The organism is Chromobacterium sp. CCUG 30098 (assembly GCF_059916605.1).
Map to the genome: position 1 here is coordinate 18,859 of NZ_JAUCGS010000015.1, position 15,276 is coordinate 34,134.

At 65.9% G+C, this 15,276-nt stretch carries 12 protein-coding genes; 3 read left to right on the forward strand and 9 right to left on the reverse strand.

Annotation, left to right across the window (positions count from 1 at the left end; translation table 11 throughout):
- The gene (locus QUG03_RS21830; protein ID WP_107799079.1) at positions 1-354 is read right to left on the reverse strand and encodes a hypothetical protein; all 354 of its coding nucleotides are present in this window, start codon (positions 352-354) and stop codon (positions 1-3) included.
- Between the two features lie 123 nt (positions 355-477).
- On the opposite strand from QUG03_RS21830, the gene QUG03_RS21835 reads away from it, so the two are divergent.
- Both QUG03_RS21835 and QUG03_RS21840 read left to right on the forward strand, forming a co-directional pair.
- Positions 478-2,388, forward strand: a complete 1,911-nt coding sequence (locus QUG03_RS21835) for an ATP-binding cassette domain-containing protein (protein WP_107799078.1) — start codon at positions 478-480, stop codon at positions 2,386-2,388.
- Positions 2,385-2,945 carry a C40 family peptidase gene (locus QUG03_RS21840; protein WP_081549764.1) on the forward strand — a complete coding sequence of 187 codons (561 nt, stop codon included), beginning with the start codon at positions 2,385-2,387 and terminating at the stop codon, positions 2,943-2,945. Before QUG03_RS21835 ends, QUG03_RS21840 begins: the two co-directional genes overlap by 4 nt.
- A gap of 166 nt (positions 2,946-3,111) precedes the next feature.
- Here the strand turns inward: QUG03_RS21840 and QUG03_RS21845 are convergent, their stop codons facing one another.
- From QUG03_RS21845 to QUG03_RS21880, 8 genes are all read right to left on the reverse strand, one after another.
- Positions 3,112-4,470 (reverse strand): nucleotide disphospho-sugar-binding domain-containing protein, encoded by a 1,359-nt coding sequence (locus tag QUG03_RS21845; RefSeq protein ID WP_500820978.1) that lies wholly within the window; start codon positions 4,468-4,470, stop codon positions 3,112-3,114.
- A 261-nt stretch (positions 4,471-4,731) separates the two neighbouring features.
- The gene (locus QUG03_RS21850; protein WP_227108468.1) at positions 4,732-6,369 is read right to left on the reverse strand and encodes a methyl-accepting chemotaxis protein; all 1,638 of its coding nucleotides are present in this window, start codon (positions 6,367-6,369) and stop codon (positions 4,732-4,734) included.
- 461 nt (positions 6,370-6,830) lie between these two features.
- Positions 6,831-7,901: a protein-glutamate methylesterase/protein-glutamine glutaminase gene (locus QUG03_RS21855; RefSeq protein WP_500820980.1), complete on the reverse strand. Its 1,071-nt coding sequence runs from the start codon at positions 7,899-7,901 to the stop codon at positions 6,831-6,833.
- Positions 7,876-8,757 carry a CheR family methyltransferase gene (locus QUG03_RS21860; protein ID WP_500820982.1) on the reverse strand — a complete coding sequence of 294 codons (882 nt, stop codon included), beginning with the start codon at positions 8,755-8,757 and terminating at the stop codon, positions 7,876-7,878. Before QUG03_RS21860 ends, QUG03_RS21855 begins: the two co-directional genes overlap by 26 nt.
- A complete protein-coding gene (locus QUG03_RS21865) occupies positions 8,758-9,300 on the reverse strand; it encodes a chemotaxis protein CheW (RefSeq protein ID WP_107799073.1) in 543 nt (180 codons plus the stop codon).
- A 17-nt stretch (positions 9,301-9,317) separates the two neighbouring features.
- On the reverse strand, positions 9,318-10,982 hold the full coding sequence (locus tag QUG03_RS21870; protein WP_227108471.1) for a methyl-accepting chemotaxis protein: 1,665 nt from the start codon (positions 10,980-10,982) through the stop codon (positions 9,318-9,320).
- A 27-nt stretch (positions 10,983-11,009) separates the two neighbouring features.
- Positions 11,010-13,109, reverse strand: coding sequence for a chemotaxis protein CheA (locus QUG03_RS21875; protein WP_500820984.1), 2,100 nt, complete (start codon positions 13,107-13,109; stop codon positions 11,010-11,012).
- Positions 13,096-13,401, reverse strand: a complete 306-nt coding sequence (locus QUG03_RS21880; RefSeq protein ID WP_500820985.1) for an STAS domain-containing protein — start codon at positions 13,399-13,401, stop codon at positions 13,096-13,098. The genes QUG03_RS21875 and QUG03_RS21880 overlap by 14 nt, the downstream gene beginning before the upstream one ends.
- 158 nt (positions 13,402-13,559) lie before the next feature.
- Between QUG03_RS21880 and QUG03_RS21885 the strand changes: the two genes are divergently transcribed.
- Positions 13,560-15,254 carry a methyl-accepting chemotaxis protein gene (locus QUG03_RS21885; RefSeq protein WP_500820986.1) on the forward strand — a complete coding sequence of 565 codons (1,695 nt, stop codon included), beginning with the start codon at positions 13,560-13,562 and terminating at the stop codon, positions 15,252-15,254.
- Positions 15,255-15,276 lie beyond the last annotated feature (22 nt).

Below are 15,276 nucleotides of genomic sequence, written 5' to 3' on the forward strand. Positions count from 1 at the left end.
TTAGAGATCCAGCGCCGGGGTGTTGCTGATGTCGGCGTCCACGCTGTCGATCACCGTGGAGTGGATCTCCACGTCGAACCATTCCCAGAAGGCTTTCAAGGACAGATCCTTGGGCCATGTGTCTTCGTCCTCGTACCAGGACGCCAGTTCCATCTTGAACAATTGTTCGTAGATTTCGTCGATGTAGGCGACGCCCTCTTCCGGCTCGTCGAACTCCGGCAGCAGGATCACGGTGCAGTCGGTGCGCAGGCTGTCCAGCGCCAGATCCATGTCGTTGTCCGGGGCCTGGTTCAGCCAGTCCAGGAACGGTTGTTTCGGTTTGATCACGGCCACCGAGCGGTCAACGAAGTACATAGCATGCCTTTCATTCAAGTTTGGCCGGCATTGTAACAGCACAAACCGCGCGGCGCTAAGCGTGGAAAGGTGAAGCCCATGTTACAATCCGCCCAACTTTCCATACAGAAAACAACACGCACCATGGCTCTGATTACCGTCGAAAAAGCCTGCCTGGCTTTTGGTCACCACGCATTGCTGGATAACGTCGATTTCGCGCTGGAACCGGGCGAAGTGGTCGGCCTGATCGGCCGCAACGGCGCCGGCAAGTCCTCGCTGCTCAAGAGCGTGGCCGGCGCGGTGGCGCTGGACGACGGCCGCGTCAACATCAAGGGCGACGTCAAAGTGGCCTATGTGCCGCAAGAGCCTGAGCTGGCGCCGGAACACACGGTGTTCGAAGCCGTGGCCGAAGGCCTGGGCGAACTGAAAAGCCTGCTCACCGAATACCACCAAGTCACCCATCAGCTGACCCAGGCCGACGCCGACCACGAGCAGGCGCTGGCGCGGATGGAGCACATCCAGCACGAGCTGGAGGCCCGCGGCGGCTGGCAGTTCGACGCGCTGATCTCCTCCACCCTGTCCCATCTGGGCCTGAACCCGGACGCGCGGATCGAGGAGCTGTCCGGCGGCTGGAAAAAACGCGTGGCGCTGGCGCGCGCGCTGGCCGCCAGACCCGACGTGCTGCTGCTGGACGAACCCACCAACCACCTGGACGTGTCCGCCATCGAATGGCTGGAAACCCTGATCAAGAACTACGGCGGCAGCGTGCTCTTGATCACCCACGACCGCCGCTTCCTGGACAATGTGGCCACCCGCATCGTGGAACTGGACCGCGGCCTGCTGCGCAGCTACCCGGGCAGCTTCTCCAGCTACCATGTGCGCAAGGCGGAAGAACTGGCCGTCGAGGAAGAGCAAAACCGCATCTTCGACAAATTCCACGCCCAGGAAGAGGTGTGGATCCGCAAGGGCATCGAGGCGCGCCGCACCCGCAACGAAGGCCGGGTGCGCCGGCTGGAGGCCATCCGCCGCGAGCGCTCGGCGCGGCGCGAGCGCGTGGGCCAGGTCAACTTCCAGCTGGACGCCGGCGAACGCTCCGGCAAGCTGGTGGCGGAGCTGGAGCACGTCGGCAAGGGCTTCGAGGGCAAGACCCTGATCCGCGACTTCACCACCCGCATCCTGCGCGGCGACAAGATCGGCCTGATCGGCCCCAACGGCGCCGGCAAGACCACGCTGCTCAAGCTGATCCTGGGCCAGCTGGACGCGGACAGCGGCAGCGTCAAGCAGGGCAGCAAGCTGGAGATCGCCTACTTCGACCAGTTCCGCGAACAGCTGGACGAGGAAACCAGCGTCGCCGACATCATCAGCCAGGGCAACGACTTCGTTGAAATCGGCGGCGTGAAGAAACACGTGATGAGCTATCTGGAAGACTTCCTGTTCTCGCCGCAGCGCGCGCGCAGCCCGGTGCGCTCGCTGTCCGGCGGCGAACGCAACCGCCTGCTGCTGGCCCGGCTGTTCACCCGGCCGGCCAATGTGCTGGTGCTGGACGAGCCCACCAACGATCTGGACATCGACACGCTGGAACTTCTGGAAGACGTGATCGCTCAATACTCGGGAACCGTGTTCCTGGTCAGCCACGACCGCGCCTTCCTGGACAACGTGGTCACCCAGGTGATCGCCTTCGAAGGCGACGGCCGGCTGGAAGAGTATCCGGGCGGCTACCAGGACTGGATCGACACCAAGGCGCGCATGGCGGCGATGAAGCCGGCGGAGAAGCCGCGGGACGCTTCGGCCCCGCAGGAGAAACCCAAGGACAAGCCCAAGTCCGCGCGCAATAAACTGTCCTACAATGAGACGCGAGAGCTCGCCGCGCTGCCGGACGAGATCGCCGCGCTGGAAACCGAGCAAGCCAGCCTGAATCAGCAATTGCTGGACCCCAACTGCTACCGCGACACGCCCAAGGAGGCCATCGCCTGGCAGCGCCGGGTGGAGGAAATCGACGAATTGCTGATGGACAAGCTGGCGCGCTGGGAAGAACTGGAGTCAAAGCAACAATGAGCAAAACCCTGCCGCCTTCGCCCTCTTCGCCGTTGGACCGCCGCGCGCTGCTGCGCGGCGCCGCGCTGCTGTCGCTGGCCGGCCTGCTGGCCGCCTGCGGCACCACGCCCTCCAAGGTGGCCGGCGGCCGCAAGCCCCGCCCTTCCGGCGACCTCAGCCTGTCCGGACTGAAGGCCGACGGCGCCAGCCGGGAAATCCTGATCTACACGCTGGGCCTGCTGGGCCTGGACTACAAGTTCGGCGGCACCAACCCCGAGGCCGGCCTGGATTGCAGCGGCATGGTCGGCTACATCTACCAGAACGCCGTCGGCGTCACGCTGCCGCGCACCGCGGCCGAGATCGCCGGCGTGGCGCGGCCCATCCCGGACAGCCGGATGCGGGTCGGCGACCTGGTGTTCTTCAACACCATGAACCGCCCGTTCTCGCATATGGGCATCTTCATCGGCGACGGCAAGTTCGTGCACGCGCCGCGCACCAACAGCTCCATTCGCGTGGCGCGGCTGGACAATAGCTATTTCGCCGCCCGTTACGAGGGCGCGCGCACGCTGTTCAGCTAAGAAGCTGTTTACGATCTGCTGCGCGTCGGTAGAGACATTGTGCGATGAGTGCCGTCCTCGAAATGCTCATGTACCACGCGTACATTCCGCTTTCTCAGCCGCAACGCCTTGTCTCACTCTTGCTCGCGAGATCGTAAACACCTTCTAAACGCCTCCCAAGCGCTCGCTAGCCCGGCGCCAGCGCCGGCGTCGCGCCGGCGCTTTCCGCCCCGCGCTCAGCCCATCCCAACAAGGCCTCCTCCACGCTGTCCAACAGCGCCCGCGTCGCTTCCGCGCCGGCCGCCATGCGCAAGGCCAGCTCGCGGCAGGCCGGGCCTGGGCCCGGCTCGGCCAATAAGCGCGCCAACAAACGCTCCATTCTCCCCGCGGACACGCGCTGCGCGTGCAAGACCTCGGCCACGCCCAGGCGCTTGGCGCGCCGGCCGTTGTCGAACTGATCGTAGGCGTAAGGCACGATCAATTGCGGAATCCCAGCGCGCATCGCGTCCGCCATGGTGCTGACGCCGCCGTGATGCGTCAGCGCCGCCGCCCGCGGCAACAGCGCGGCGAAAGGCGCGTGCGCCTGCCACAGCACATCGGCCGGCAAAGCCGGCGGCAACTGCGCCGCGTGCGGCGTGACGAAAATCCCGCGCCGGCCCAGCCGCCGCAAGGCCCGCAGCGCGGCGTCGAAGAAGGCCGCCGCGTGCCGATGGCCGGTGCCCGGCGTGAACACGACGGGCGCATCGCCGGCGGCCAGAAAGGCCTCCAGCTCGGCGGACAGCCCCGCGCCCCGCTGCGCGGCGGGCAGCAGGAAATCCCCTTCGAAGAACGGCCGCGGCCAATCCGGCTGCAAGGCGGCGAACCAGCGGGGAAACAGGCCTATCGAGGCGTTGGGGGCTCTCAGCATATGCTCGAAAAAATGCGGCTCCGCCGGCAGGCCGCGCTGTGCGCGCGCCGCGTTCAGACTGGGCAAGGTCTGGGCGTTGAACCAGTGATGCAGCGCCCACCACAGCAGGCCGGCTCCGGCCGGCGGCAGCCAGCCGGGAATCCGCAAGGAGCCCAGGGTGAGCAGGTCGTGGCGGCTGCACAGATTGGACGGCGCGAGATAGGCCGTCACAATGCGCAAATCCGGCCGCGCCGCTCGCGCCAGCGCCGCCATCGGCACCAGGACGGGGTGGCACAAGACCACGCAGTCCTCATCCGCCGGCAGATCCCTCACCCGCTCCCGCAAGGCGTCCAGATCCGGCGCCAGGCTATCCCAGAGCACGCCCCAGCTCTTGCGCTCATGCCATAGATCGGGGTTGTCCAGCGCCGCCTGTTCCCGCTCGACGCTGCCGAACAGCCAGTACGGCAGGCCGGCCGCCCGCGCCGCTTCCTCCTGCAAGGCCGGCGCCAGCATCCGCACCCGGTGGCCGCGCTCGCTCAAGCCGCGCGCCAGCGCGACGAAGGGCTGCATGTCCCCGCCGGTGCCGCTGGACGCCACGATGATCAAAGGACCGCGCGCCGGGTCCGCGCCGGCATGCGACAACGACAGCTCCCGCTCCATGACCCGCCTCCTTCCTTTAGGACGACAAGCCACTTTACGCCAATGTCATTTATCTGGCAAAAAGAAAACCGCCCGAGGGCGGTTGCGTGCGCATGGCGACCCTGCGCCGCGCCATGGCTTAGAGCCTGTTCAAAGTCTCGCGAGCAAGAGCGAGACAAGGCGAAAACAGCAGAGAAAGCGGAATGTACATACGGTACATGAGCATTTCGAAGTTGCTTTCAACGCCGTATCGCCGAAGCGCAGCAGACATTGAACAGGTTCTTAGAGCGTGAACTGCTGTACCACGCCGCGCAAAGACACCCCGCGCTCCAACAGATTGACCACGCCCTGCTGAGCCTCTTCCGCCGCCAGCCGGTTTTCCTCGGCCGAGCTGCTGACCGACTCCACACTGCCGGCCAGGTGCTGCGAAGCGTTGGCCTGCTCGCGCACCGCCGCCGAGATATCGCCCATGCCGCGCGACACGCCCTGGATCTGCACCGAGAAGCCCTGCAAAGTGTCCTGCGCCTCGCCGGCGTGATTGACGCTGGCGTCCACGCGGTCCACCGCCGCGCGCATGCCGGAGATGGCGGAGGCGGAATCCTGCTGCACCGAAGCGATCATCGAGCCGATCTCCACCGTGGCGTTGGCGGTGCGTTCGGACAGCTTGCGCACCTCGTCCGCCACCACCGCGAAACCGCGGCCCTGCTCGCCGGCCCGCGCCGCCTCGATCGCCGCGTTCAAGGCCAGCAGATTGGTCTGATCGGCGATGTCCTTGATCACCGCCACAATCATATTGATCTCATTGGTGCGCGAATCCAGCTGATCCAGCTTGCCGGCCAGCTGGGTCACTTCCTGCTGCACCGTCCGCATGCCTTCCACCGCGTTCTGGATGTATTGCACCGTGGTCTGGGTCTGGCCTTCGAACGAAGACATCAGCGTGGCCGCGTCCTCGGCGATTTCCGAGACATGGGCGATGCTCACCGCCAGCTCCTCCACCGCCGCCGCGCTGCCGCGCACGTCCTCGGCCTGCTGGCCGGAACGCGCGGCCACGCCGCCCACCAGCTGATCGATGTGCTGGGATTCGCTCTGCACCGCGTCGGATTCGCCGCGGATCTCCAGCAAGCGCTCACGCAGGGCCGCCATGAAGGTGTTGAAGGAGGACGCGATGCGGCCCACTTCGTCGCGGCTGCGCACCGGCATGCTGCGCACCAGGTTCCAGTCGCCGCCGGCCAGTTGCTGCAGGGCCACGTTCAACTCGTTCACCGGCTGCACCATGCGGTTGGCCAGCAACAGGGCCGCCAGCTGGGACATCAGCAGCAGGCCCAGGCCCACCGCGCCGCTTTGCCACAGCACCTGGGTGCGCAAGGCCTCCACTTTTTGCAAGGACGTGTCCACCCCCACCACGTAGCGCATGCCGCTGGCCGAGGTGAAGGGCACGAACACCGAGCGGAACAGGCCGAACTCGCCCTGGTATTCCTCAAACTGGGTGGAGCCGCTGCGCAAGGCCGCGGCCAGGCCGGCCGGCACATCCTTGTATTCCGCCAGGAACCACTGTTGGTACTGGCCGGACTTCACCTCGTCGGGGCTGGCGGAAGAACTGGTGTACAACACGCGGCCACCGCGCTGAATGGTGGAATAGGCGTAGGCCAGACCGCTGTCGCGCGCAAAATCGGTCAGCTGCTTGGTGGTGACCTGGCTATTGGGGTTGCTGTCCGGCAATTGGTCGTGGAAGTTCTCGCCCACCATCTGGCGCGCCGCGTAGGCGGCGGTCAGCAGGGTCTGATCCACGCCCTTCATTTCGGAGTCGACCGTGCTGCGATAAGCGTAGATCGAATAAACCGCCACGATCAGCAGGCTCACCAGAGTAAAAGCGGCGGATAGTTTGGCCCGCAAGCCCCAGTCCTTGTTCAAGACACTCATACGGATGCATTCCTTCGACATTCATTCCAAAAACGGCTCCCCGCCGCCGGCGGCGCATCCGGAGCGCGCCGGACCGGCGCCGCAGGTCCAGGCAGTGGATCAGGCAGTAATCGACAAGAGACGATGACGGCGCCGCGAAGTGGTGCGGAGCGGGCGGGGAAAGATAGACAGGCGGCGGCGCGCCGGGACAAGCGGCCCAGTGCGGCGGCGAGCGCTGAATATGGAAAGTGATGATAACGCCAATTAAACGCGAATCAATGCGACTGGCTTTGGTAGTTTGCACATAGCAAGTGCATAATCGCTTTTTCTCGAGGTGAAGCGACCCGCGCCGGCTTTGTTTTTAAAAGGTTTTTTACAAATAGACGCCGGCAAGCATCGGTATTTACGTAAAAACACCTATCGCATCTGTATCTATCTTGAGGGCCGCGTCCGCCGCCGCGCGGCGGACCATGGACAGGTTCTCAGGCGCGCAGACCCTGCAACAGCCGCGCCAGGCGCTCCAGAGACATCACCTCGTCCACCCCGCCGCGGGCGATGGCCGCCTGCGGCATGCCGAACACCACGCAGGACGCCTCGTCCTGGGCCAGCGTGCGCGCGCCGGCGTCGTGCATCTCGCGCATGCCGCGCGCGCCGTCGTCCCCCATGCCGGTGAGGATCACGCCCACCGCGTTGGCCCCGGCGCTCACCGCCACCGAGCGGAACAACACATCCACCGACGGCCGGTGCCTCGATACCGGCGGCCCGCCCTTGACCTCCGCGACAAACTGCTTCTGCCGGCGGTGCAAGAGCAGATGCTGGCCTCCCGGCGCAATCAGCACCGTGCCGGCGCTGAGCACGTCGCCGTTCTTCGCCTCCCTCACCTCCACCTGGGTCAGCTGGTTGAGCCGGCCGGCGAAGATGGAAGTGAAGCCCTCAGGCATATGCTGCACCACCACCATGCCCGGGCAATGCGGCGGCAGCCGCTGCAACAGGAACTCCAGCGCCTGGGTGCCGCCGGTGGACGCGCCCAGCGCGATGACGCGCTCCGTGCCCTGCGCCGGCCGCCGGCGCTCCGGCGGCGCGTCCAGAATGGCGTCGGCGGTCAGCTTGGGCGCCGGATAGCCGGACGGAGACGTCTGCTTCAAGGCCTCCACCCTCACCCGCGCCGCCGCGTACACCTCCTCCACCAGCCGCTTGGCGTTCTCGACGAAATTCGTCCTCGCGTTGACCAGCGGCTTGAGCAGCACCGACACCGCGCCGGCGCTCATCGCCTCCAGCGACACCAGCGCGCCCTCGGTGGTCAAGGCCGAGCAGATGATCACCGGCGTGGGCCGCTCCGCCATCACCTGGCGCAGAAAGGTCAGGCCGTCCATCCGCGGCATGGCCAGATCCAGGATGATCACGTCCGGCCAGCGGATCTTCATCCGGCTCATCGCGTAAATGGGGTCCGGCGACGCGCCCAGCAGCTTGATGTCCGGCGCGGTGGCCAGCATCTGGCCCAGCATCTCCCGCGCCACCGCGGAGTCGTCAACAATCAGAACACTGATGCTCATCGATTCTTCCGCCCGCCAAGTGGGCATCCAGCCGGTAGCGCGACGGCGCCTCCTGCGCCAAGGGCAGCGCCAGGTGCCGGATGGATTCCGAATGCCCGATGATCAAATGTCCGCCCTGCCGCAGCTTGTCGCACAGCGACAGCAAAACCCGCAGCTTGGTGGCCTCGTCGAAATAAATCAGCACATTGCGCAGGAAAATCACATCGAAATGACTATGGTTGAAGTCCGCCGCGTGCAGCAGGTTCAGATTGGCGAAACTCACCTTCTTCGCCAGCTCCGGCGCCACCTTGACCATGCCGGCGTATTCGTCGCGGCCGCGCAGGAAATAACGCCGCCACAGCTCCGGCGGCGTCCTGCGCGCGCGCTCCACCGAGTAAACCCCGCGCCGGGCCAGATGCGTGACCCGGGTATTGATGTCGGTGGCGTACACCCGCCACTGGCCCAGCAGGCCCAGCGCCTCCGCCAGAATCATCGCCACCGTGTACGGCTCCTCGCCGGTGGAGCAAGCCGCCGACCACACCCGGAACTCGCCCTTGCCCTGCAGCCGCGCCGCCTCTTGCCGCAGCCAGGCGAAGTGTTCCGGCTCGCGGAAAAAATAGGTTTCATTGGTGGACAGCAGATTGATCGCGTACTGCCGCTCCGTCACATTGGCCGGGTCTGAGATCAGACGCCAGTAAGCCGCGTAGCTGTTCAGCCGCAAATGGCGGATGCGCTTGGCCAGGCGCGACTGGATCAGCGAACGCTTGCTCATCGGCATGGCGATGCCGGCGGTCTGGTAGATGAAGCGGCGCAGCTGGAAAAACTCCCCATCCGTCAACAAGGGCGCGGCGGCCAGCGTCTCTTCCAGGGCGAACATCTACAGCGCCTCAATGTCGTCGCTCAGAAACTGCTGGGTCACCGCCTCCGCCATCGCGCTGAGCTCGGACACCGACAGCGCCTGGCGCACATTCAGCAGAATGGCGAAGCGCTGATTGATGGTGGCGATGCCCTGGATGAAGTCGCTGCGGATATTGGAGCCGAAGCTGGGCGAGGGATCGATCTCGCTTTGCGGGATCTCCAGCACCTCGCACACCGAATCCAGCAGAATGCCGATGTCGGCGTAGCCGCCCTCCAGGCCCGGCAAGGACAGGATGGCCACGCAAGTGGACGACTTCAAGGCCGTCTGGCCGCGGCCGAAGCGCACCGACAAATCGATCACCGGCACCACCGCGCCGCGCAGATTGATGATGCCGCGCACGAAGTTGGGCATCATCGGCACCTCGGTGATGCCGTCGAACTCGATGATCTCCCGGATGAAGTTGATCTGAATGCCGAACAAATCCTCGCCCAGGATGAATGTGACGCAATGGAATTTCTGGTCGCCGCCGTCCTGGCCGGCCGGCTGGTCGCTGTTTCTCATCGCCGTCTTCCTCCCTCTCAATACTTGGAGAACTTGTCCTCGTCCACGGTCAGATCCATATCGTCATCGTCGTCCATCGGCGGCGGCGGCGCGGCCTTGCCGCCGTGCAAGTGGCCGATGTGCACCAGCCGGGACTTGCGGCCGCCGCGGGTGTTGCGCAGCTTGAACTGCTGCATCAAATCCTGCAGCTGCATCGCCGCGGAACTCAGTTCCTCGGAGGTGGAGCTCAGTTCCTCGGCCGACGTGGCCGAAGACTGCATGCCGCTGCTGATCTGGGTCACCGCGCTGTTGATCTGATCAATGCCGGTGCGCTGCTCGCGCGAGGCCGCGGAAATCTCCTGCACCAGGCTGGCGGTCTGGTCTATGCCGGGCAACATCTCCTGCAGCAAGGTGCCGGCCTTCTCCGCCACGCTCACCGAGCGGCTGGCCAGATCGCCTATCTCCTTGGCCGCCACCTGGGAGCGCTCCGCCAGCTTCCTCACCTCCACCGCCACCGTGGCGAAGCCCTTGCCGTGCTCGCCTGCGCGCGCCGCCTCGATCGCCGCGTTGATGGCCAGCAGATCCGTCTTGTTGGCGATATCGTTGATCACCGTGATCCGCGACGCGATCTCCTTCATCGCGTGCACCATATCGCTGACCGCGCTGCCGCCCTGGGTGGCGCTGGACGCGGATTTGGACGCAATGCCCTCGGTCACTCGCGCATTGTCGGCGTTCTGCGTCACCGTGGCCGCCATCTCCTCCACCGAGGCGCTGGTCTGCTCGATGCTGGACGACAGCTCGGACGAAGTCTGCGCCAGGGAGTTGGCGGTGGACGACACCTCCTCGGACGCCGAGCCTATCGCCTCCGACATCGCGCTGACCTCGGACAGCGTCTCGGACAGCCGGTGCGCCATGGATTTGATCGAATACAGCAGGCTGGAAGTATCGTCCGGGTGCAGCTTCACCGGCACCGACAAATCCCCGGCCGCCACCCGGCTCACCACCTGCACGGTGTAGGACGGGTCGCCGCCCAATTGCTTCAGCAGGCTGCGCGTCACCATCACCCCCAGCGCGATGCTCAGCAGCACCGCCGCCACCGCGATGGCCACCAGCACTCGCAAGGCGTCCGTGCTGATCGCCTTGGTTTCCACCAGGGAGTTGTCGGCCAGCTTGGCGTTGAGGTTCACCATCTCGGTCAGCACCGCGTCCACCGCCTGGAAAGCCGGCCAGCCCTTTTCCGACATCAGCTTCAGCGCAATCTTATTGTTCTCGCCGTCGCCGCGGTCGGTATAGGACAGCCGCTTCACCTCGGTGGCGTAGGGCTGGTAAATGGCCCAGGCGGCGTCGAAACGGCGTATCGCGTCCACCTCGGGCGGCGTCAGGTCCGTCTTGCGGTAGGCGTCTATGCTGGCGTTCATGTTTTTTTCAAACCCCGCCATTTCCAAGCCCACCTCGTCCATGGTTCTGGTGTCGGTTTCGGCGATATAGCGGTACAAGGAGCGGTTGCTGGCCATCGCGTTGCGCGCCGCGTTGCCGATATCCTTGATCGGCGTCAGCTGGTTGTCGAACAGATTCACCATCACGCCGGTGATGCGCTCCGTGGCGGTGTAGCTGATGAAGCCCAGCGCCAACAAGAAACACAGCACCACGCCAAACGACAGACCCAGCTTGGTCTTGACCTGCGCATTGTGAAACCACTGCATGACTACCTCCCGGCGCGCATCGGCGCGCTAAATGACGTCGCTCGCCTGCGCCTCGCTGGACTGGCGAATCCGCCGCCGCTCGCGGCGGCAGGCGTGGTGGATCAACTGCGGAACGTCCAGCACCAGCGCCGGCTTGCCGTTGCCCAGGATGGTGGAGCCGCTGATGCCGCGCAGCGATCGGAAAATCTCGCCCAAGGGCTTGATCACCGCCTGCACCTCGCCCATCAGCCGGTCCACCACCACGCCGGCGCGGTTTTCCCCGTAATGCACAATCACCACGTACTCCGGCTGCGTGGCCGGCGGCAGATTGAACAACTCCCGCAAGGACACGAAGGGCAGCCAATCGCCGCGCACATTGATCTGGCGCGCGTTCTGCCGCATCGCCTCCTCCGGCATGTCCACGCACTCGATCATCATGTCCAGCGGCATCACCAGCGAGGAATCGTTCACCTCCACCCGGAAGCCGTCGATGATGGCCAGCGTCAGCGGCAGCCGCAGCCGGAACGTGGCGCCCTGGCCCGGCTGGGAAAAGATTTCGATCTCGCCGCGCAAAAGTTCGATATTGCGTTTCACCACGTCCAGGCCCATGCCGCGGCCGGACAGATCGCTCAGCGCGTGCGCGGTGGAAAAGCCGGGCAGGAAAATCAGCTGCAGGGTTTCCTGCTCGCTCAACTGCCGGCCCTCGCTCAACAAGCCGCGTTCCAGCGCCTTGGCCAGCACCTTGTCGCGGTCTATGCCGCGGCCGTCGTCCTTGATTTCCACCACCACCGAGCCGGCGTCGTGAAAGGCGTTGAGCACCACCTTGCCCATTTCCGGCTTGCCCGCCTCCCGCCGCTCCGCCGCCGTTTCCAGGCCGTGGTCCACCGCGTTGCGCACCAAGTGCATCAGCGGGTCGGTCAAGCGCTCCACCATGGATTTGTCGATCTCGGTGTCCGCGCCCTGAATCGTCAGCTGTATGGATTTGCCCAACTGCCGCGACACCTCGCGCACCATGCGAGGAAACCGGCAGAACACCTCGTCCACCGGCACCATGCGCAAGGTCAGCGCGTCGTCGCGTATGCTTTCCACCAGCGTGTTGATGATGGCCACGGACTCCAGCAGCTCGGCGTCGCAGCGGTTCTGCGCAATCAGCTTGGTGCCGGCGGACGCGATCACCAGCTCGCCCACCCGGTTGATCAGCCGGTCCAGCTTGCCGGCCTCCACCCGGATATAGTGACTGTCGCCGCGGGCCGGCCGGCCCGCCGCGGCGCCCGGCTCCCCGCTCCGCCCGCTCTCCGGCCGCGCCAGCCAGGGCGCCTCCCGCACCCGTTCCGCCTCCGCCGCGGTCAAGGCCCCGCGCGCCAGCCAGCGCGACAGCTGCGGCTCTATCGATTCCCCCAGGCGCTCCGCCAGCGAGCGGAAGGCCGCCAGCGGCGCGTGCGGCGGCAGAATGCCCAGCATGCTGTCTTCGGCGACGAACTCGAACACGTCGCGTACCTGCTCCAGGCTGGCCGCGGATTCCAGGCTCAGCTCCAGGCCGATGAAGCAATCCGTCGGCTCCAAGTCGGCGAAGGCCGGCAGCGGCGGCCAGACCAGCTCCACCTCGCGCAGCGCGCCCAACTGGCTGAGGAAACGCAGGCAGGACAGCGGATCGAAGCCGTCGCGGAACAAATCGGGATAAAAGCGCAGCGACAACTGCCACAGCGGCGTGGCGGCGGCGTCCAGCGCCTCCTCGCCGGCCACCGCGCAGGGGGCCCCGTCCAGCAGGAACAGCTGCAAACGCTGCAACAGCGGCGCGCCGTCCGGCCAGACCGGCTCCGCGTCCAGCGCGGAGGCCTCCACCGCCTCCAGCATCCGCCGCAGATGATCGTTGCAGGCTAGCAGCAGGCTGACCAGATCGTCGCCCAACGCGATCTTGCCGCCGCGCAGCCGTTCCAGCACGCTCTCCATCGCATGGGCGAAGGCCACCAGCGCGTCGAAGCCGAAGGTGCCGGCGGAGCCCTTGATGGTGTGCGCGGTGCGCAGCAGCAAGTTGAAGGTCTCGGCGTCGGCGGGAAAGGCGGCCGGGTCCAGCAGCGCGCCTTCCAGCGCGTCGCACAGCTCGCGGGACTCCTCCATGAAAATCGCCCTGGCCTTACTCCAGTCCATCCTCGCCTCCCGCCGCCGGCGCCGTCAGCGCCACGCCCAGCAACTGGAAGGCCTCGCTGACCAGGGGATTGTCCGCCAGCAGCTCCAGCCGCCGCAGCTGCCGGCCAAAGGCCAGCAGCAACTGCAAGGCACAGCCGTCCACCTCCGTCACCTCGGCGAAGCTCAACGACACCGACTCCTGCCCCAGCAAGGGCAGGAGCTCGCTTTTCAGCTGCTCCACCGTGTAAACGCTCAACTCGCCGCTCAGGCTGGCCCTGGCCCAACCCTCGCCGGTTTCGACATGCAATGCCATTACGCCCCCAAACCAAACGCCAAGCGGGTGTTAACTCACTGTTTTTACTTAAGTGTCCACACTAAAAGTAGTCAAAAAACAGATTGTTTTATAAAAAACAGTAAACAAGCCAACGCGCGGCGGCGCGAACACGGCAACAGCAGCATGGCGGGAGGCCTATGAAACTGAGCATCAAATCCCTGCTGACGGCCGGCGCCGGCGTGTTCGCCCTGCTTTTGTTGCTGCTCCTGCTGTGCACCCTGCGCCTGCGGCATGAGCTGGATCTGCAAGCCCGGGCCGAGTCGCAGCGCAATCAAAGCTATCTCTTGGCCAACGAACTGCGGCAAAGCTCGGACGACCTCACCCGCCTGGTCCGCACCTACGCGGAAACCGCGGACCCGCGCTACGAGCGGCAATACTGGGCGGTGCTGGCGATACGCAACGGCCAGCAGCCGCGCCCGCAGCACTACAACCGCATCTACTGGGACTTCATGGCGGCTAGCGACAACAAGCCGCAGCCGGACGGCCCCGCCGTGCCGCTGCAACAGCTGATGCGGCAGGCCGGCTTCACCCAGCAGGAATTCGACCAGCTCGGGCTGGCCCAGGCCAACTCGGACCGGCTGGTCAACACCGAAACCGTGGCGATGAACGCGATGAAGGGACGCTTCGCCGACGGCCAGGGCGGTTTCAGCCGCCAAGGCCCGCCGGACCCGGAACTGGCCCGGCGCATCCTGCACGACCGCCAATACCATCTGGACAAGGCCGCCATCATGCAGCCGGTGGACGCCTTCTACCGGCTGATGGAAGAGCGCACCAACCAGGCCGTCGCCCAATCCCGGACCCAGGCCGGGCTATGGCTGGCCATCGTCATCGGCCTGATGCTGGGCTGCTGCGCGCTGGGCCTGTTGATGTTCTGGACCATTTACCGGCGCCTGTTCGCCATGCTGGGCGACGAGCCCTTGCGCGTCACCCGGCTGATGCGGGCGGTGGCGGCCGGCGATCTGGCCGCCGCGGCCCCGCCCGGCGGCTACCCCAGGGACAGCCTGGCGGAAGCCATGCTCCAGACCGTGACCACGCTCAGCCGCGCGATAGCGGACTCCCAGCGCGGCGCCGGCCATCTGTCCATGATGTCGGCCCAGATCAACCACAGCTCCCAGCAGCTGTCCCTCAACACCAACGGCCAGGCGGCCAGCCTGTCCGAGGCCGCCTGCTCGCTGGAGCAGATCTCCTCCGCCATCAACCAGAGCAGCGACAACGCCAAGCTCACCGAAACCATGGCCGTCCAGGCGGCGGACGACGCGCGCCAGGGCGGCGAAATCGTCGAACACACCGTGCGCAGCATGCGGCGCATCGCGGAACACATCTCGGTGATAGACGACATCGCCTATCAAACCAATCTGCTGGCGCTCAACGCCGCCATTGAAGCCGCCCGCGCCGGCGCCCAGGGCAACGGCTTCTCCATCGTGGCCCAGGAAGTGCGCAAACTGGCGGAGCGCAGCCAGCTGGCCGCCAGAGAGATCAGCGGCATGGCCGCCAGCGGCGTACAGCTCGCCGGCCAGGCCGGCGCGCAACTGGCCGCCATCGTCTCCTCCAGCGGCAAGACCGCCAGCCTGATCCAGCAAATCGCCGTGGCCGCCAACGAGCAGGCGCAAGGCGTGGGACAAATCAACGCCACCATTCAGCAACTGAGCGCCGCCACCCGGCAAAACGCCAGCCTGGTGGAAGAACTCGCCGCCATCTCGGCGGACAGCCGCGGCCATGCGGACCAAGTGCAAGCCCAGATGCAGCGCTTCCACGCCGCCGCCCCCGCTCCCCCCAGAGGAGAAACCAGCGCCGCCGGCCGCGTCACCGCGGGCCATGGAACCCGATATTGACCGGCCACCACAACTATCGTTC